General features: G+C 65.2%; 16 protein-coding genes. 14 read left to right on the plus strand and 2 right to left on the minus strand.

Annotated features, from left to right (window positions below; genetic code table 11):
• The first annotated feature begins 63 nt into the window (after positions 1–63).
• The 9 genes from ACIQXM_RS12995 to ACIQXM_RS13035 all read left to right on the plus strand — a co-directional run bounded on the left by ACIQXM_RS12995 (position 64) and on the right by ACIQXM_RS13035 (position 9,571).
• Positions 64–738 (plus strand): TetR/AcrR family transcriptional regulator, encoded by a 675-nt coding sequence (locus ACIQXM_RS12995; protein WP_400932108.1) that lies wholly within the window; start codon positions 64–66, stop codon positions 736–738.
• A 36-nt stretch (positions 739–774) separates the two neighbouring features.
• Positions 775–1,572 carry an enoyl-CoA hydratase-related protein gene (locus ACIQXM_RS13000; RefSeq protein ID WP_400932110.1) on the plus strand — a complete coding sequence of 266 codons (798 nt, stop codon included), beginning with the start codon at positions 775–777 and terminating at the stop codon, positions 1,570–1,572.
• Between the two features lie 96 nt (positions 1,573–1,668).
• Complete coding sequence (locus ACIQXM_RS13005) at positions 1,669–2,814, plus strand: acyl-CoA dehydrogenase family protein (protein WP_400932112.1); 1,146 nt, start codon at positions 1,669–1,671, stop codon at positions 2,812–2,814.
• Between the two features lie 59 nt (positions 2,815–2,873).
• On the plus strand, positions 2,874–3,620 hold the full coding sequence (locus ACIQXM_RS13010) for an SDR family NAD(P)-dependent oxidoreductase (protein WP_400932114.1): 747 nt from the start codon (positions 2,874–2,876) through the stop codon (positions 3,618–3,620).
• Between the two features lie 85 nt (positions 3,621–3,705).
• Positions 3,706–5,424 carry an AMP-binding protein gene (locus ACIQXM_RS13015; protein ID WP_400932116.1) on the plus strand — a complete coding sequence of 573 codons (1,719 nt, stop codon included), beginning with the start codon at positions 3,706–3,708 and terminating at the stop codon, positions 5,422–5,424.
• Between the two features lie 44 nt (positions 5,425–5,468).
• On the plus strand, positions 5,469–6,626 hold the full coding sequence (locus tag ACIQXM_RS13020; RefSeq protein WP_400932509.1) for an acyl-CoA dehydrogenase family protein: 1,158 nt from the start codon (positions 5,469–5,471) through the stop codon (positions 6,624–6,626).
• A gap of 8 nt (positions 6,627–6,634) precedes the next feature.
• On the plus strand, positions 6,635–7,411 hold the full coding sequence (locus ACIQXM_RS13025; RefSeq protein ID WP_400932118.1) for an enoyl-CoA hydratase/isomerase family protein: 777 nt from the start codon (positions 6,635–6,637) through the stop codon (positions 7,409–7,411).
• 44 nt (positions 7,412–7,455) lie between these two features.
• Positions 7,456–8,322, plus strand: coding sequence for a 3-hydroxyacyl-CoA dehydrogenase family protein (locus ACIQXM_RS13030; RefSeq protein WP_400932120.1), 867 nt, complete (start codon positions 7,456–7,458; stop codon positions 8,320–8,322).
• Positions 8,309–9,571 carry an acyl-CoA dehydrogenase family protein gene (locus ACIQXM_RS13035; protein ID WP_400932122.1) on the plus strand — a complete coding sequence of 421 codons (1,263 nt, stop codon included), beginning with the start codon at positions 8,309–8,311 and terminating at the stop codon, positions 9,569–9,571. The genes ACIQXM_RS13030 and ACIQXM_RS13035 overlap by 14 nt, the downstream gene beginning before the upstream one ends.
• 70 nt (positions 9,572–9,641) lie before the next feature.
• Here ACIQXM_RS13035 and ACIQXM_RS13040 read toward each other — a convergent pair whose 3' ends face one another.
• Positions 9,642–11,579 carry an ABC transporter ATP-binding protein gene (locus ACIQXM_RS13040; RefSeq protein WP_400932124.1) on the minus strand — a complete coding sequence of 646 codons (1,938 nt, stop codon included), beginning with the start codon at positions 11,577–11,579 and terminating at the stop codon, positions 9,642–9,644.
• Positions 11,580–11,670: 91 nt separating this feature from the next.
• On the opposite strand from ACIQXM_RS13040, the gene ACIQXM_RS13045 reads away from it, so the two are divergent.
• Complete coding sequence (locus tag ACIQXM_RS13045) at positions 11,671–12,126, plus strand: MarR family winged helix-turn-helix transcriptional regulator (protein ID WP_400932126.1); 456 nt, start codon at positions 11,671–11,673, stop codon at positions 12,124–12,126.
• A 6-nt stretch (positions 12,127–12,132) separates the two neighbouring features.
• Here the strand turns inward: ACIQXM_RS13045 and ACIQXM_RS13050 are convergent, their stop codons facing one another.
• Positions 12,133–12,861 (minus strand): TetR/AcrR family transcriptional regulator, encoded by a 729-nt coding sequence (locus ACIQXM_RS13050; RefSeq protein ID WP_400932128.1) that lies wholly within the window; start codon positions 12,859–12,861, stop codon positions 12,133–12,135.
• Positions 12,862–12,971: 110 nt separating this feature from the next.
• On the opposite strand from ACIQXM_RS13050, the gene ACIQXM_RS13055 reads away from it, so the two are divergent.
• From ACIQXM_RS13055 to ACIQXM_RS13070, 4 genes are all read left to right on the plus strand, one after another.
• Positions 12,972–13,811, plus strand: a complete 840-nt coding sequence (locus tag ACIQXM_RS13055; RefSeq protein WP_400932130.1) for an SDR family oxidoreductase — start codon at positions 12,972–12,974, stop codon at positions 13,809–13,811.
• Positions 13,812–14,304: 493 nt separating this feature from the next.
• On the plus strand, positions 14,305–14,892 hold the full coding sequence (locus ACIQXM_RS13060) for a hypothetical protein (RefSeq protein ID WP_400932132.1): 588 nt from the start codon (positions 14,305–14,307) through the stop codon (positions 14,890–14,892).
• Between the two features lie 141 nt (positions 14,893–15,033).
• Positions 15,034–15,978, plus strand: coding sequence for a hypothetical protein (locus ACIQXM_RS13065; RefSeq protein WP_400932134.1), 945 nt, complete (start codon positions 15,034–15,036; stop codon positions 15,976–15,978).
• A 71-nt stretch (positions 15,979–16,049) separates the two neighbouring features.
• Positions 16,050–16,835, plus strand: a complete 786-nt coding sequence (locus tag ACIQXM_RS13070) for an alpha/beta fold hydrolase (RefSeq protein ID WP_400932136.1) — start codon at positions 16,050–16,052, stop codon at positions 16,833–16,835.
• Positions 16,836–16,849 lie beyond the last annotated feature (14 nt).

Below are 16,849 nucleotides of genomic sequence, written 5' to 3' on the forward strand. Positions count from 1 at the left end.
TCCTTCATACCGAGCCTGTTCAGGCCGGGCTGGGCGGCTCACTTAGTTTCGAAGGACTGATTCATGGCTCCCCAGCTTTCCGTGACACCCGGAGATCCCGGCGCAGCAGCCCGTGCCGCGCGCACCAATGTGCGTGAGCAGCAGCTGCTGGCGGCCGCCGCCCGGCTCATGGAACGCGACGGCTCGCACGCGGTCTCCATGCAGGCGCTGGCAGAGGAAGCGTCTGTCAGTGTGGGGCTCATCTACCGGTACTTCAGCAACAAGCAGGACCTGCTCCTGGCCGTCATCGTGCAGGTCCTGGACGCCTTCGCCACGGAAGTCCCGCAGGCATTGCAGGCTTCCGGCGATGACCCGGTTGAACGTGTTGCGGCGGCCTTTGCCGCCTATTGCACGGTGATTGACGAGCACCGGCATGCTGCCGTGCTGTCCTACCGGGAGTCTAAAACCTTGGGCGAGGAAGGCCGGCGCCGGATCAAGGACCTGGAAATTGAAACCTCCGGACCGCTTCGCCGGGCCGTGCAGGATGCCGTGGATGCGGGCCGGTTCGTCCCCACCGACGTCGATCTCTTTGCCTACAACCTGCTGCTGCTGGCCCACTCCTGGGCCCTGAAGCACTGGTACTTCGAACGCTCCCTCACCTTCCCCGCCTATGTCCGCAAGCAGACCGCGCTGGCGCTCAGCGCCGTCGTCGCCCCGGATTACCGGAGCGAGTACTCCCACCTGCTTGACCCCTCCTAACGCCAACACCCGTCAGCACCGCCGAAAGGTTCCAACATGCAGCACTTTGAAGACATCACCTACGAAGTGGACGCCGCCACCGCCGTCATCACGATCAACCGCCCGCACCGCTACAACGCCTTCCGCGGCCAGACCGTCGAGGAACTGATCAAGGCCTTCAAGACCGCCTGGGCGGACCGCGAGGTGCAGGCCGTCATCCTCACCGGCGCCGGCCAGAAGGCCTTCTGCACCGGCGGCGACGTCAAGCAGCGGGCCGAAACCGGGGACTACGGTCCCACCGAATCCGGCATGTTTGAGATCGGCTACCTCCACAAGGTCATCCGTGACATCCCCAAGCCCGTCATCGCAGCCGTCAACGGCGTCGCCATCGGCGGCGGGCACGTCCTCCACGTGCTCTGCGACCTGTCGATCGCTGCCGACAACGCCACCTTCGGCCAGGCCGGACCCCGCGTCGGCTCGTTCGACGCCGGCTTCGGCTCCGCCTACCTGGCCCGCGTGGTCGGCGAGAAGCGGGCCCGCGAAATGTGGTTCCTCTGCAAGCAGTACGACGCCGCCACCGCCGAACGCTGGGGCCTGGTCAACGCCGTCGTTCCGGCCGACCGGCTCCTGGAGGAGGCCAAGACCTGGGCTGCCGACATTGCCGAGAAGAGCCCGACGGCGCTGCGCTTCCTCAAGCAGTCCTTCAACGCGGATACCGACCACCAGGCCGGGCTGAGCAACATGGCCATGACCGCACTGGACCTGTTCACCGCCTCTCCGGAGGGCCAGGAGGGCGCCGCCGCGTTCGCCGAGAAGCGCAAGCCCGACTTCAACAGGCACGTCCTCTCGCACTAAGGCCGCCTGCCGCCGTGCCTCCCGCGGCACTATCCGGCCCCGCAGAGCAACTGGGCCGGACCCCACAGACACCACCGGATCGACAAGGACGTCACCATGGATTTTTCACTGACCGACCAGCAGCTGGAGTACCAGGCTGCCGCCGCCAACTACGCGGAGAAGATCGCGCCTGACTACAAGCAGCGTGAAAAGGACGGCTTCGTCTCCGCTGAGCTGCGGCGCGAAATGGGTTCGCTGGGCCTGATCGCCCCGGAGCTTCCCGTGGAGCTGGGCGGCCGCGGACTGGACCGGCTGACCTCCGGGCTGATCGTGGAACAGATCGCCCGCGGAGACTTTAACGTCTCCTACGTCCAGGTGGTGGGGTCCTTGGTGGGCCAGATCCTGGCCCAAAATGCCCGGCCCGAAATCGCCGCCGAGTGGGTGCCGCGCATCTGCAGCGGCGAGTCGATCGTGGCAATCGGACTTTCCGAGCCGGAAGCGGGTTCCGACGCCGGCATGCCGCGGCTGACCGCGCAGCGCCGGGACGGCGGCTGGGTGCTCAACGGCACCAAGTCCATGTCCTTCAACCAGTCCGCCGACGCCGTGGTGGTCTTCGCCAAGACCGACCCGGAGAGCGGCCGCGGCCGCGGGATCAGCGCCTTCATTGTTCCGCTCGACGCGGACGGTGTCACTCGCGAGCGCTTCGAGGACATGGGGACCACCGCCGTCGGCCGCGGTGCCGGACACTTCAAGGACACCTGGATTCCGGAAAACCACCTGCTCGGCGAAGAAGGGCAGGGCTTTACCCAGGTTATGAAGGGATTCGACTTCAGCCGCGCCCTGATCGGCCTGCAGTGCCTGGCCGTCGCCAAGGTGACGGTGGATGAAACCTGGGAGTACGTCTCCCGCCGCCGGGCTTTCGACCAGCCGCTGAGCAAGTTCCAGGGTGTGTCCTTCCCGCTGGCCGAGTCCGAGACCTTGATTGCTGCGGCCCAGTTGCTCTGTTATCAGACGCTGTGGCTCAAGGACCAGGGCCTGCCGCACACCTCGCAGGCGGCCATGTGCAAGTGGTGGGCACCCAAGGTGGCGTTCGACGTCGTCAAGGACTGCCTGCTGCTGCACGGCCAGTTCGGCTACAAAACCGACCGTCCGATCGAACAGCGGCTGCGCGATGTCCTGGGCCTGCAGATCGGCGACGGAACCGCCCAAATCATGAAGATGATCATTGCCCGCCAGGCCGTCGGCCGGGAGTTCGCACCGTGAACCGTGCCGGCGCATCAGCCGGACCGACGGACCATTCCACCATTGCAAGGGAGCACACCATGGGAAAACTGAACTCGAAGATTGCCGTTGTCACCGGAGCCGGAAGCGGAATCGGCCGGGCCATCGCGGAACAGCTGGCGGCCGAGGGCGCCACCGTAGTCGTCAGCGACATTAACGCCGAAAGTGCCAAGGAGACGGCCGCGGCTCTGGGCAACAATTCCGTGGGCCTGCGGGTGGACGTCACGTCCCGCGAATCGGTCGATGAAATGGTCGAAGCCGTCACCGGGGAGTTCGGGCGGATCGACATCCTGGTCAACAACGCCGGCTGGGACAAGGTGGAGCCGTTCCTGGGCAGCAAAATCAGCGACTGGGACCGCGTCATCGCGATCAACCTCTACGGCACACTGCACTGCAGCCAGGCCGTTTTGAAAGTCATGGCCGATCAGGGCTCGGGATCGGTCATCAACATCGGCTCCGATGCCGGCCGCGTGGGCTCCTCCGGCGAAGCGGTGTACTCCGCGGCCAAGGGCGGCGTCGTCGCACTCTCCAAGACTCTGGCCCGCGAAATGGCCCGCAGCAATGTCAACGTCAACTGCGTCTGCCCCGGTCCGGCAGACACCCCGCTGTTCGCCGGCATCAGCGATGAAAACCCCAAACTGCGCCAGGCACTGGAACGGGCCATCCCCATGCGCCGGCTGGCGCAGCCCTCCGACCTGGCCGCCGCCGTCGTCTTCTTCGCCTCCGATGAGGCCTCCTACATCACCGGCCAGACGCTGTCAGTCAGCGGCGGCCTCACCATGAGCTAAAGCGCACCACCCTGCCCCAACCCGAGCTCCACCCCCGCTAACCCAGGCTCCACCTCCCTCAACGATGAGCTAAGGAACCACCCAGATGACCTTCGACATGCTCCTGACCCAGGACACTATCGATGCCTACACCGCCCAGGGCCTGTGGCGGAACAAAACCCTCACCGACTATTTGGACGATGCAGTCGCCGCGACCCCTGCCAAGGTCTCCACCGTGGACCCCCGGGGAAGCATCACCTACGCCGAGCTCGGGCAGAAGGTCCAGCGCTGTGCGCTGGGACTGCTGGAACTGGGTATCGCCCCCGGCGACGTGATCTCCATTCAGCTGCCCAACTGGCACGAATGGCTGGTCATCCACTTGGCGGCGGTGCGCATCGGTGCCCTCACCAATCCCCTGATCGCCATTTACCGCGACCGGGAGGTCGGGTACATGATGAAGCGGGCCGGCTCCAAGCTGCTCGTGGTGCCGCAGCAGTTCCGCAAATTCGACTACCCCGCGATGGTGCGGCGGCTGGCGCCGGAACTGCCCGCCCTGGAGCGGGTGCTGGTGGTCGGTGCGGATTCCGACGGCGCGGATCCCGCCTCCGGCGGCGACGACGGATTCCTCTCCTGGGAGACGTTCATGGCCACCCCGTGGGAGGAGCGGCGCGACCCTGCCGAGCTGGACGCACTGCGCCCGGATCCCAACGCCCTGGCCGTCATGATCTTCACCTCGGGCACCACCGGCGAGCCCAAGGGTGTCATGCATACCCACAACACCCTGGTGGCGGGCAGCCTGCCCTGGCCGGACAAGCTGGGGATGGACCGCGACGCCGTCATCCACATGGCGTCCACCTTTGCCCACCTCACCGGTTACCTCTACGGGGTGTCCCTGCCGCTGCAGCTGGGAGCCACGGTGATCCTCCAAGACGTCTGGAACGCCGCGGAGTTCGTGGAGCTGGTGGAACAACACGGCATCCAGCACACCTCAGGCGCCACACCGTTCCTTCACGACCTGCTGGAGGCGAAGAACCTCGCCGACCACGACACCTCCTCCTTGGCACGGTTCTGCTGCATGGGTGCGCCGATTCCGCGGTCCATGATTGCCGGGGCAAAGCAGCGGCTGCCGCAGCTGAGCGTGTTCGGCGGCTGGGGGCAGACCGAATGCTGCTTGGTGACCATGGGTCATCCCTCCGACCCGCAGGACAAGATTATTAACAGTGATGGACGTGCGCTGGCCGGAATGCAGGTCCGGGTCCTGGACCTCGACGGCTCCGACGCCGCCCCCGGCGTTGAGGGGCGCCTGCAGGTCAAGGGGCCGTTCCTGTTCCAGGGCTACGCGGGGAAGCTCGAGCAAACCCGCTCGGAGTTCGACGGCGACTGGTTCGACACCGGCGACCTGGCCACCCTCGACGAAGAGGGGTACCTGCGCATTGCCGGCCGCACCAAGGACGTCATCATCCGCGGCGGCGAGAACATTCCGGTGGCCTACGTGGAAAACGCCCTCTACGAACACCCCAAGGTCGACGCCGTCGCTCTGGTCTCTATTCCCCATGCCAGGCTGCAGGAAACCGCCTGCGCCGCATTTGTGCTGAAGGAGGGGGAAACAACGCTGACGCTGGCCGAAATCCAGGCGTTCCTCGCGGCCAAGGGCGTGGCCAAGCCCTACTGGCCCGAGCGGGTGGAAGTGGTGCCGGACTTCCCCCGGACCCCCAGCGGCAAGATTCAAAAGTTCCAGCTGCGGGAGCGCTTTGCTGCTGCGGTTGCCGAAGCAGCTGCAGCTGCCGTCCAGCCAAACCCCGCCCCTGTAGGAGAAGCCCTGTGAGCGCCGTAAATTCCGCACCCGCCGCAACCGAAACCCCCGATCCGCTGGCCGCTTCCGATGTGCTCAACCTGGACGGACTGCTGACCGAGCAGGAACTCCAGCTGCGCGACGTGGTCCGCGGTTTCGTCCGCGACCGGATCAAGCCCAACATCAAGGCCTGGTACGAGGACGCGCACTTCCCGGTGGAGATTGCCCGCGAAATGGGGGAGCTGGGCCTGCTGGGCATGCACCTGCAGGGCTACGGCTGTCCCGGCCGCAGTGCAGTGGAATACGGCATTGCCGCGATGGAACTGGAAGCCGGCGATTCCGGGCTGCGCACGTTCGTCTCCGTCCAGGGATCACTGGCAATGAGTGCCATCCACAAGTGGGGGTCCGAGGAGCAGAAAAACACATACCTGCCGGGGATGGCGAAGGGCGAAATCATCGGCTGTTTCGGACTGACCGAGCCCACCGCCGGCTCGGATCCGTCCAGCATGCAGACCACGGCAGTGCGCGACGGCGACGGCTGGGTCCTGAACGGTGCCAAACGCTGGATCGGGCTGGCCTCCATCGCCCGGATCGCCGTGATCTGGGCCGCCACCGACGAGGGTGTCCGCGGCTTCCTGGTTCCCACCGACACTCCGGGTTTCAGTGCGGTGCCGATCGAACCGAAGCTGTCCATGCGTGCCTCCATCCAGTGCGACCTCACCTTCGAGGATGTCCGGCTGCCGGACAATGCCCGGCTCCCGGGCGCCAAGGGCCTGCGCGGGCCGTTCTCCTGCCTGAACGAGGCCCGCTACGGGATCATCTGGGGGTCGATGGGCGCGGCCCGCGACAGCTATGAGGAAGCGCTGAAGTATTCCCTGCAGCGGATGCAGTTCGACAAGCCCCTGGCGGCGTATCAGCTGACCCAGGAAAAACTGGTCAACATGCTCCTGGAAATCCAGAAGGGCACCCTGCTGGCCATCCACACCGGACGTATGAAGGACGCAGGGACCCTGCAGCCGGTGCAGATCTCCGTGGGCAAGCTGAACAACTGCCGCGAAGCGATCGCCGTCTGCCGGGAGGCCCGCACCATCCTGGGCGGCAATGGCATCACGCTGGACTACTCGCCGCTGCGGCACGCGAACAACCTGGAATCTGTACGCACCTACGAAGGCACGGATGAGGTGCACACCCTGATCCTGGGCCAGCACATCACCGGCTCGCCGGCGTTCCGGTAGGGGGCGGCATGGAATTCACCACCATCCTCGCCGAGGTGGACAACCGGCTCGGCACTATCACCGTCAACCGTCCCGAGGCCCGAAACGCGCTGAGCAAGACGGTGCTGCGGGAAATCCGGGCCGCGCTGGAAGACTTCGCGGCCCGGGATGACGTGGGCGCGGTGGTCTTCACCGGTGCGGGGGAGAAGGCTTTCATCGCCGGCGCCGACATCACTCAGCTGGTCAACTACACCCTCACCGACGGTCTGGCCTCCGAAATGGCCCGGCTCTACGACTACATCGAGGACTACGACAAGCCCACCATCGCGGCGGTTAACGGGTTTGCGCTGGGCGGCGGCAATGAACTGGCGATGTCCTGCGACATCCGCATCGCCGCCGAAAGCGCCCGCTTCGGCCTGCCCGAAACGAACCTCGGGGTACTGCCAGGCGCCGGGGGAACCCAGCGCCTGACCCGCCTGGTGGGCAAGGGCCGCGCAGTGGAGCTGATCCTCACCGGCCGGATCTTCGGCGCCGGGGAAGCGAAGGACATGGGCCTGGTAACCGACGTCGTCCCCGACGCCGGACTGCTGGACGCCGCCCGCGCGCTCGCCGAGCAGATCATGGGCAAGGGCCCGCTGGCTGTCCGGCTGGCCAAACTGGTCATCAAGACCGGCGCCGAAACGGACCAGCGCACCGGACTGGTCATTGAACGCCTGGCGCAGTCGCTGCTCTACACCACCGCTGACAAGCGCGAAGGTGCCCGGGCATTCATCGAAAAGCGTCCGGCCGAATTCCAGGGACAGTGACCCCGGTGCACGCCGGATCCGCGCCCACCCCGATAGGAGAACAGATGGGCACCATCCACAAGATCCTGGTCATCGGCGCCGGAGCCATGGGATCCCAGATCGCCATGGTTGCCGCAGCCGCCGGCTACCGGACCGCCGTCCAGGATGTCAGTACGGACATGCTGGTCCAGGCACAAGGCCAGCTCACCGCACGGATGCAGGCCAAGGTGGCCAAGGGATCCCTTTCCCGGGCAGAAGCCGATACCGCACTGGGCCGCCTGGAGTTTACTTCCTCGCTGCCCGACGCCGCGGCCGACGCTGACTTCGTCATTGAAGCTGCCACTGAGAGGCTGGACATTAAACGCAGCATCTTCGCAGCCCTGGACGCGGCCGCTCCGGCGCACGCCATTCTGGCCACCAACTCCTCCACGCTCGGATCCTCCGCCGTCGCTTCCTCCACCGGCCGTCCGGAGAAGGTCTGCAACATGCACTTCTTCAATCCGGCGCTGGTCATGAAGTGCGTGGAAGTGGTGCGCCATCCCCAAACGTCCCAGGAAACCGTGGACACCGCCCTGGAACTGGCCCGGTCGCTGGGGAAGTCACCGGTGCTGATCAACCGCGAGATCCCCGGCTTTGTTGCCAACCGGCTCATGGGGGCCCTGCGCGACGAAGCCCTGCGCCTGTACGCGGACGGCGTTGCCGATTTCCGCGACATCGACACCGCGGCGAAAACCGCCCTGAACCACCCCATGGGACCGTTCGAACTGATGGACCTGGTGGGCCTCGATGTCAGCTATCTGATCCGCCAGGCCACGTATGACCAGACGGGCGACCCGGCGGACCTGCCTCACCCGCTCCTCAAAGACCTCTACGACCAGGGCAGCTTCGGCCGCAAAACCGGACAGGGATGGTATTCCTATGATGCCCGCTGAGAACACGGACACCAGCACTGACGGCTGGACCGATGACTACACCGCAGCCCTCGCCGCGGGCCTGACCCAGGCGCGGGACACGGATCCCTTCCTGCTGCTGGAAGGCCTTGATGATCAGGACCGTGCCGTCCAGGCCAAGGTGCGCGGCTTCGTCAACGACAAGGTCTTGCCGGTGATCAACGGCTACTGGGAGCGGGCCGAATTCCCGCACGCCCTGCTGCCGGATCTCGCGGCCCTGGGCATCATCGGTTCCACGATCGAAGGCTACGGCTGCCCGGGCATGAGCCGGCTGGCCGCCGGCCTGGCCACCATGGAAATGTCCCGCGGGGACGGTTCCATGAACACCTTCATCGGCGTGCAGTCCAACCTGTCCATGGGCACCGTGAACATGCTCGGCAGCGAGGAGCAGAAGCAGCGCTGGCTACCCCGGATGGCCGCCCTGGAGCTGATCGGCGCCTTCGCCCTAACCGAACCGGAACATGGTTCCGATTCCGCGCAGCTGGAAACCACCGCGCGGCGCGAGGGCGGGCACTGGGTCCTGAACGGCCGCAAACGCTGGATCGGCAACGCCAGCTTCGCCGACGTCGTTATCATCTGGGCGCGCGATGAAGCCGACGCCAAGGTCAAGGCCTTCGTGATGGAGAAGAACGACGACGGCTCCTACCCGGCCGGCTACCGCGCCGAGGTGATCACCGGCAAGATCGGCAAGCGGGCCATCCTGCAGCCGGACATCGAACTGGCCAACCTGCGGATCCCCGAGGAGAACCGGCTGCCCGGCGCCGAATCCTTCCGCGACGCCTCCCGCGTGCTGGCCTCCACCCGCGGCGGCGCCTCGTGGGAGAGCCTGGGACACGCCATCGCCGGCTATGAAGCGGCGCTGACCTACGCGGGCGTCCGCACCCAGTTCGGCCGGCCGATCGCCGGTTTCCAGCTGGTGCAGAACAAACTGGCAAATATGCTCGCCGAGCTCACCGCCATCCAGCTCATGTGCGTGCGCATGGCGCAGTTGCAGGAGACCGGACGGTGGACCGGAACGCAGGCATCGATCGCCAAAATGCACAGCGCCCAAAAGGCCCGGTGGATCTGCTCAGAGGCGAGGGAAATCCTGGGCGGCAACGGATTGCTGCTGGATTTCCACGTGGCTCGGCACCTGACGGACATGGAGGTGGTTCACACCTATGAGGGCACTGACTCGGTGCAGTCGCTGCTGATTGGGCGTGCCGTTACCGGCATTTCCGCGTTCAGCTAGGTGCCGCGCGCAACCGCCGGGGCCGCGGTGCTGCGGAACCGGTGGGGCGGCGGGGCTGCGGAACCGGCAGCTACTGCCCGGTGCCGACGCGGATCTCTTGCCGGGCGGCGGCCAGCCGGGCAAACGCACCGTCCGCTGCCCGCAGTTGATCCGGCGTGCCGCGCTCGACGATCCGGCCGGCGTCGAGCACCACCACCTGATCCGCGTTCTCCACCGTGGAGAGCCGGTGGGCGATGGTGAGCGTGGTCCGTCCCGCGGAGAGTTTTTCCAGGGCCAGCTGCACCTGCGCCTCGGTGCTGTTGTCCAGGGCCGATGTGGCCTCGTCCAGCACCAGTACCGGCGGGTTGCGCAGGATGGTGCGGGCAATGGCCAGCCGCTGCTGCTCGCCGCCGGAAAAGCGGTGGCCGCGGGCACCCACCAAGGTGTCCAGCCCGTCCGGCAGGGCGCCGATCGAGTCGGCAATCTGGGCTGCGGCCAGCGCCTGCCAGAGCTGCTCATCCGTGGCGCCAGGGGCTGCCAGCAGCAAGTTTTCCCGTACCGATGCGTGGATCAGATAAGTTTCCTGGGAGACCACGCCGACAATCCGGGCCAGGTCCCCGGACGCAATCTCGCGCACGTCCACGCCGTCAATGGTGACCCGGCCGGCGCTGACCTCGTTGAGCCGGGGCAACAGTGAAGCCAGGGTGCTTTTGCCGGAGCCGGTGGGGCCGACGACGGCGGTGCTGGTGCCGGCTGGCAGCGTGAGATCAATGCCGTGCAGGATGTCAGTGTTTTCACTGGCGCCGGCACCCGTGTCGTCTCCCGTGCCGCCGTCGTACGCAAACCGCACACCTTCGAACCGCACCTCGCCGCGCACTGCGGCCGGGTCCAGCCGCACCGGGTGATCGGGAGCCTGAATGTCCGGCACCAGGTCCAGGTATTCGAAGATCCGGCTGAAGAACGCCAGCGCGGTCACCCACTGGACGCCGATGTTCAGCAGGCCCATGACGGGCCGGAAGATGGTGCCCTGTAGTGCGGTAAACGCCACGAGGGTGCCGATGGTCATGCCGCCGCTGGTGGCGGGGAATCCGGCAGCGAGGTAAATGACCGCGGGAATGGCCGCGAAGACAATCTGCATGGTCGCCATCCGCCAGCGGCCGGCAAGCTGGCTGCGCAGTTCCAGCCCCACCAGCTTGTTCGAGCGTGCCGCGAAGCGTTCGGCATCGCGGGGGATGGTGCCCAGGGTTTTGGCCAGTCGAACCCCGGAGACGGAGAGGCCTTCCTCCACCTGGGTGTGCAGGGCCGCGAGTTCGCGCTGGCGTTCATCCGTGACGTTGCGTCGGATTTTCGCCACTCTGCGGGAAAGCCAGATGGCCGGCGGCAGCACGATCAGGGAAATCAGGCTGAGTCCGGGGGAGAGGGCCACCATGGCCACGGCGGTGGCCACCGCCGTGGTCAGGTTCGAGGCGACTCCGGTGGCGGTGGTGGTCACTACCGACTGCATGCCCGAGATGTCATGCGTGAGGCGGGACTGGACCTCGCCGCCGCGGGTGCGGGTGAAGAAACCCAGCGACTGCGCCTGCAGGTGGGTGAAGAGGTTCACGCGCAGAGTATGCATGACGCGCTGGCCCATGGAGGTGGCCATCCAGGTCTGCACGACGCCGATCACGGCTGTCACCGCTGCCACGGCCACCATGGCGGCGGTCAGCAGGGCCAGCAGGCGGGTGTTGCCGTGGGGCAGCGCATCATCGATCACGGCGCGCACCAGGAACGGCTGGGCCAGGCCCACCACCGAGGCGGCGGAAATCAGCAGGACGACGACGGCGATGGTCACCTTGTGTGGTGCGAAGAGCGCCGCGATGCGGCTAAGGGAGACGGGGTGCTGCTTGAGCTGCTTCTTATCCGCCGGGTTGAGTTTTGCGGGGCCGCGGCCGCCCCGGCCGCCTGCGGCGTCGTTAGTTCTGGGGCCGCCGCCTTGCGGGGCACTTCCGGCAGTGGTGGAACGGGTGTTGATTCCGGGGTTAGCCAAAGGTCCTCCTCACGCTGCCGGCGTTGTACACGGCAACTGATACAGAGGTTACCTCACTATGTGACTGCAGCGAAATGGATAGACTGGCGGTATGACGAATACTTCAGCTGATCCGGCTGCCCTGGGCGATCTGATGCACGCGGCATTCCGGGGACTGCGGAAGCGCTGGATGTATCAGCTTGCTCCCTTCGGCCTGACGCCGCACCAGTTCCGTGCGCTGAATGCCGTGGGCAGGGCAGCTGCGGCTGGCGAAGACACCGGCGGCGAGCCGGGACTGCGGCTGAAGGAACTCGCTGAGCGGCTGCGGATTGCGCCGCGTTCGGCCACCGAGGTGGTTGATCAGCTCGCGGACAAGGGGTTGGTGGAGCGCCGCGCGCATCCTTCGGACCGGCGGGCAACGCTGCTGTCGCTGACTGAGGAGGGGGAACACCTGCGGGCCAGGGTCAATGCGGACCGCAAACGTGAGGCCGATGAGTTCTTTTCCGTGCTGGATCCGCAGGACCGCACCGAGCTGGCGCGGATCCTGGGGGAACTGCTTCCGGGGTAGGGAGGTTTACGCCTCCGCCGCTCCCGCCTTGGCAACCCGGGCGAGCAGCTCATCCAGAAGGAGGCTTTCCCCGGGGGTGAGTCCGGACGAAGCTGCGGGCACGAGGGAACGGAGCGCAATCGCGTGCCGGGCGGCGTCGTCGTCCGGGCGCTGAGCGCCGGAGGACTCACGGGCATCCTCGGTGGTGATGGCCTCAATGGCCAGTTCCCGCACCCGCTCCGAGAGCCCGGTATCAGCCTCGGCTTTGTTGCCGATCGCGGAGATGACCACGCCGATGCCGAGGGCATGGATCAGGGACGCCGCGGCATCGACATCCATTCGGAGCCGGCCGGCCCGGGCAGCCGCGTCCAGAAGGTTCCGCAGGATGTCCTGGGTTTGTCTGGCGGCCTCGGGCTGCCGCCGGGAATCGGGCTCGCCGTACATCAGCAGGTACAGTGCCGGGTTGTTTACCCCGAAGTCGATGTGCAGATCCCATCCGGCGCGCAGATCCGCGACCGGATCCGCTCCGAAAGCCGCGGAGGATTTTGACCCCAGATACCGGCGGAACCCCTCCTGGGCTGCCGCGTCGAGCAGGCCTGCCATGTCACCGAACTGCCGGTAGATGGTTTGCGGCTGCACGCCCGCTGCGGCGCTGACGGCGCGGGTGGAAACGGCGCTCCGGCCACCCTGTTCCAGCAGGTCGCATGTCGCTTTCAGGATACGTTCCTGGGCGGAATCAACGGGGGTGGAGGTCATGGAACGATGGTACCCAATTGCTCTCCGCCTATTGTTCGGAACACTGATGTTATGTTTTAGTTAGCACTGTTCCGTTCGGAGGGTCCGAGGGGAGTGAGGAGCAGGCTCTGATGAAGATTCTTGTGACAGGTGCCACCGGAACCGTGGGCGGCGCCATCGTCCGGGGCCTTGCCGGCACTGAGCATGACGTGGTGGCTTTGGTCCGTAATCCGGGCGCCTACGATCCTCCCGAGGGCGTCACCGTCGTGCAGGGGGACCTGACCGACGCAGCTGACGTGCGCCGCGCCCTTGCCGGCATTGACCGTGCCTTTTTGAACATGGCCGACGACGACGGTGCGGTCTTTGCCGCGGCTGCCGGTGAGCTGGGGCTGGACCATGTGGTGCTGCTGTCCTCCTTCACCGTGGATACGGTACTGCCGTACGGGGAAGACAATCTGATTACGGTCCACCACCGCAACGGGGAGCAGGCTCTTGACGCTGCCGGCGTTCCCGCGACGTTCCTGCGGGCCGCCGGCTTTGACTACAACTTCCTAATGTGGGCGTCAGGCGCAGCCGCAGAGGGCGTGGTCCGTGCGCCCTGGCTGGATGTGAAGCTGCCGGTTGTCGATCCGGACGACATAGCGGCGGCAGCTGTCGCCGTGCTGTCAGAGGCTGAGCCTGCAGGCGGCGCGTACTCGATCACCGGACCGGCTGCTTTGTCCGTCGCGGACCAGACCCACGTTGCTTCCGGGGTCCTTGGCCGGGAGCTGCGGGCGGAAAGGCTGGATCTGGAAACGGCAAAGGCGACGGCGTTCCAAGGAGCTCCTCCGGTGTTCATTGAATCCGTGTTCCGCACGTTCGGTCCGGAGGCAGCCGTCCTCCCGGTGTCCGGTGATGTCGAAGCTCTGACGGGCACTCCGGCGCGCACGTTTGCGCAGTGGGTGGACCGCAACCGGGCTGCGTTTGGCTGAACGAGCCGTTGGGGCACCTGCTGGGGGACGTGCGGGGAGGGCGTGGGGTCGGATGTCGGGGCTTACCCGGACCAGGGCATACGGGAGCCCTTCCGGATCTTGAGCCGATCTTGAGCTGATCTTGGGCGGATGGTGAGGCTGCCATGGGACGATCGGGAGCCTGTAGGAAGTAGAGACCCCTGCAGATTGTGGTGCCGTTAATCACATGCGGCATCCGCGCGGGGAGGCTCCGTTTGAGACCCGGAATCCCTCCCCGCGGAACCGCGAGGTGAAAAAGCCCTAGTCAGTCACTAATTTCCGGTGCGGCGTCTGTTAATTCAATCTGGCAACCGCAATCCGCATGTATTTATATGCTTGTGCATGAATTTCGGCATAGAGGAACGTTCTGTTAGATTGCGATCGGGGAATCAAAAACGCTTTCTCTGGCGTTCCTCCACCACCGGAAATCTCACCGGTGATTGGTTTTGTCTCAAACAAAAAGGTCTCTACTTCCATGCGTAAAGCGACCCGTATTTCTCTTGCCCTGGGCACTTCTGCCGCTCTTCTGAGTCTGTCCGCCCTTCCCGCGTCTGCGGCTGACGCGGGACTCATTGCCGCGAACGATTCTCATGCGACCATCGAGGTTTCCGCGACGGGATCGCTGACGATGGACGTTGCGACAACGCCGATAGACGATATCGCTTTGAAACCCGGGGCTCAGAGTGGCTTCACGGCTCCCATCGTTACGGTTACAGACAATCGTTCTTGGATCACCGGATGGAACACGACAGTTAAAATGACGAAATTCGTCATTTTCGATGATCTTGGTGCTCCGGCAGAGGAAGAGGACCCACGAGAATCGATTATCCCGACTGATCTCGCATACCACGTGGAGGATTTCATCCCAACAGGCGACGTCCGTGGTGAGATTAAATCCGATGGTGCCAAAATTGCAGAGCTCAACCAGGAGCAAGATGTCGTCAAAGTCGAGAGTCCTTATGGCGACAACGCGGCAAAATGGACGCCCAGCGTATCGTTTAAAGTTCCGACTAATGCCCTTGTTGGTAAATACACTGCAACCCTGACCCACTCGCTCTACTAAGGCCAGCCGCCGTCCTGAGAGCATTCTCAGGACGGCACCTGCCGCCTATCAAGCAGTGTCGGATCGCGAGTCCGGCATGTATATCGCTATCTTTTCCTTCCGCCTGCCAGGGGTCTCTTGCGTTCCTTATATGTCGGTCTCATGACTGCACTTTTTCTATTTGTTCCCGTCGCAGCCTCGCACGCTGATGATTCCGATTCCGGGGGTGGAATCGGCATCCGCCTCATGGACATTCCCGAAGCCACGCAAGATGATCCGCGGGCACGGTCCTACATTGTCGACAACCTTCCGCCGGGAACCACCATCGAACGCCGCGTGGAGGTGCAGAACAGCACCCCGGAACCGCAGTCTGTTGCCGTTTACGCCTCTGCAGCCGAGGTGAAGGACGGTTCCTTCGTGGGGCTTGCACGGGAAGCCCAGAATGAGCTCACCGGGTGGATCTCCATGGATACCCCCACAGTGGAGCTGGCCGCGGGTGAAAGTGCCGAGGTAACCGTCCGGATCGCTGTTCCGAAGGACGCCGCAGAAGCCGAGCAGTATGCGGTCCTCTGGGCGGAAGTACGGTCAGCTCCTTCGCCCGACACCCAGATTATCAACGCCAGCCGCGTCGGAATCCGCGTCTACCTTTCGGTGGGCCCCGGCAATGGTCCGCCCGCAGCCTTCAACATCGGTGACCTGGCTGCCGGCCGAAGCGCTGACGGTGCCCCGCAGGTCACCGCCGACGTCACCAATACCGGCGGCCGGGCCCTGGATGTGCAGGGCGAGCTCGCCCTGATTGACGGTCCGGGTGGCTTGTCCGCCGGACCCGCCTCCCTGGACGGAACCGTCACCATCGCCCCCGGGGAAACCACCCCGGTTTCGGTCACTCTGGCGCCTGAACTGCCCGCCGGTCCCTGGCATGCCCAGCTGGACCTGAAAAGCGGACTGGTGACGGCCCAGGCCGAGGCGGATCTGACCTTCAGTGATGCAGCTGCGGTACCGGCAGATGAACCGGATCACCGCATCATCATCTCTGCCCTCGCCGCGGTCATCCTTCTGGGCGCTGCAGCCTTCTGGCTGCTTCGCCGCAGGCGCGCTGCAGCCTAGGCCTGCGTGCTTCAGCTGCAGCAGCAGCCGCGATAATGGATAACTGAAACTAACGCGGAAGCAGGTAGAGGATGAATGCGGACGAAGTGAGGCACCGCAACAACGTCCGGGTGCTGGGGCGTATGGATGGACCGGTGCTGCTGCTGGTGCAGGGATTTGGCTGCGATCAGGTGATCTGGAACCGCCTCCTGCCCTTCTTCACAGATACCTACAAAGTGGTGCTGTTTGATCATGTGGGCACCGGGGGTGCCGATCCGGACGCTTACAGTGCCGCAAAATACGCTTCGCTTGAGGGTCATCTGGGGGATTTTATCGAGATTCTTGACGTCCTTGAGGTCCAGGATGCCACTGTCGTGGGGCACAGCATCGCCGGCACCATGGCCCTGGCTGCCTCGACACGGAGCCCGCGGATTGCGCGTCTCGTCCTGCTCTGCACCTCACCCCGCTACATCAATGACGAAGGGTATCTCGGCGGATTTCGTCCGGAGGATATCGAGGACATCCTGGACGCTGTGGAGGCCAATTATCCCCTGTGGGCCAAGATGATGGCTCCTGCGGTAGCGGGCGCGGACCCTGGTTCAGAGGTCAGTACTGAATTGGCCGAGAACATGTGCCGGCTGCACCCGGAGTATGTCCGGGACTTCCTGCAGATGTCATTTGCCGCCGACGTCCGGCACCTGCTGGCCCAGGTCCCTGTTCCCGCACTAATCCTCAAAACACGCGCTGATCCATTGACACCTGTAGCCGCGTCCCAATACCTCCACGAGCATCTGCCCGGCAGTACGCTGATGCCCCTGGATACCAATGGAAACATGCCGCATCTCAGCGCCCCCGAATCACGGCGGCCGCCATCCTGAACTACCTGGAAAGC

Source organism: Arthrobacter sp. NPDC097144 (assembly GCF_044762205.1).
GTDB lineage: Bacteria > Actinomycetota > Actinomycetes > Actinomycetales > Micrococcaceae > Arthrobacter_B.

What these genes read in the sequence shown, in the direction of transcription:
- ACIQXM_RS12995 (WP_400932108.1), top strand. Translation starts at nt 64, where the DNA reads ATGGCTCCCCAGCTTTCCGTGACACCCGGAGATCCCGGCGCAGCAGCC.
- ACIQXM_RS13000 (WP_400932110.1), top strand. Translation starts at nt 775, where the DNA reads ATGCAGCACTTTGAAGACATCACCTACGAAGTGGACGCCGCCACCGCC.
- ACIQXM_RS13005 (WP_400932112.1), top strand. Translation starts at nt 1,669, where the DNA reads ATGGATTTTTCACTGACCGACCAGCAGCTGGAGTACCAGGCTGCCGCC.
- ACIQXM_RS13010 (WP_400932114.1), top strand. Translation starts at nt 2,874, where the DNA reads ATGGGAAAACTGAACTCGAAGATTGCCGTTGTCACCGGAGCCGGAAGC.
- ACIQXM_RS13015 (WP_400932116.1), top strand. Translation starts at nt 3,706, where the DNA reads ATGACCTTCGACATGCTCCTGACCCAGGACACTATCGATGCCTACACC.
- ACIQXM_RS13025 (WP_400932118.1), top strand. Translation starts at nt 6,635, where the DNA reads ATGGAATTCACCACCATCCTCGCCGAGGTGGACAACCGGCTCGGCACT.
- ACIQXM_RS13030 (WP_400932120.1), top strand. Translation starts at nt 7,456, where the DNA reads ATGGGCACCATCCACAAGATCCTGGTCATCGGCGCCGGAGCCATGGGA.
- ACIQXM_RS13035 (WP_400932122.1), top strand. Translation starts at nt 8,309, where the DNA reads ATGATGCCCGCTGAGAACACGGACACCAGCACTGACGGCTGGACCGAT.
- ACIQXM_RS13045 (WP_400932126.1), top strand. Translation starts at nt 11,671, where the DNA reads ATGACGAATACTTCAGCTGATCCGGCTGCCCTGGGCGATCTGATGCAC.
- ACIQXM_RS13050 (WP_400932128.1), bottom strand. Translation starts at nt 12,861, where the DNA reads ATGACCTCCACCCCCGTTGATTCCGCCCAGGAACGTATCCTGAAAGCG.
- ACIQXM_RS13055 (WP_400932130.1), top strand. Translation starts at nt 12,972, where the DNA reads ATGAAGATTCTTGTGACAGGTGCCACCGGAACCGTGGGCGGCGCCATC.
- ACIQXM_RS13060 (WP_400932132.1), top strand. Translation starts at nt 14,305, where the DNA reads ATGCGTAAAGCGACCCGTATTTCTCTTGCCCTGGGCACTTCTGCCGCT.
- ACIQXM_RS13065 (WP_400932134.1), top strand. Translation starts at nt 15,034, where the DNA reads ATGACTGCACTTTTTCTATTTGTTCCCGTCGCAGCCTCGCACGCTGAT.
- ACIQXM_RS13070 (WP_400932136.1), top strand. Translation starts at nt 16,050, where the DNA reads ATGAATGCGGACGAAGTGAGGCACCGCAACAACGTCCGGGTGCTGGGG.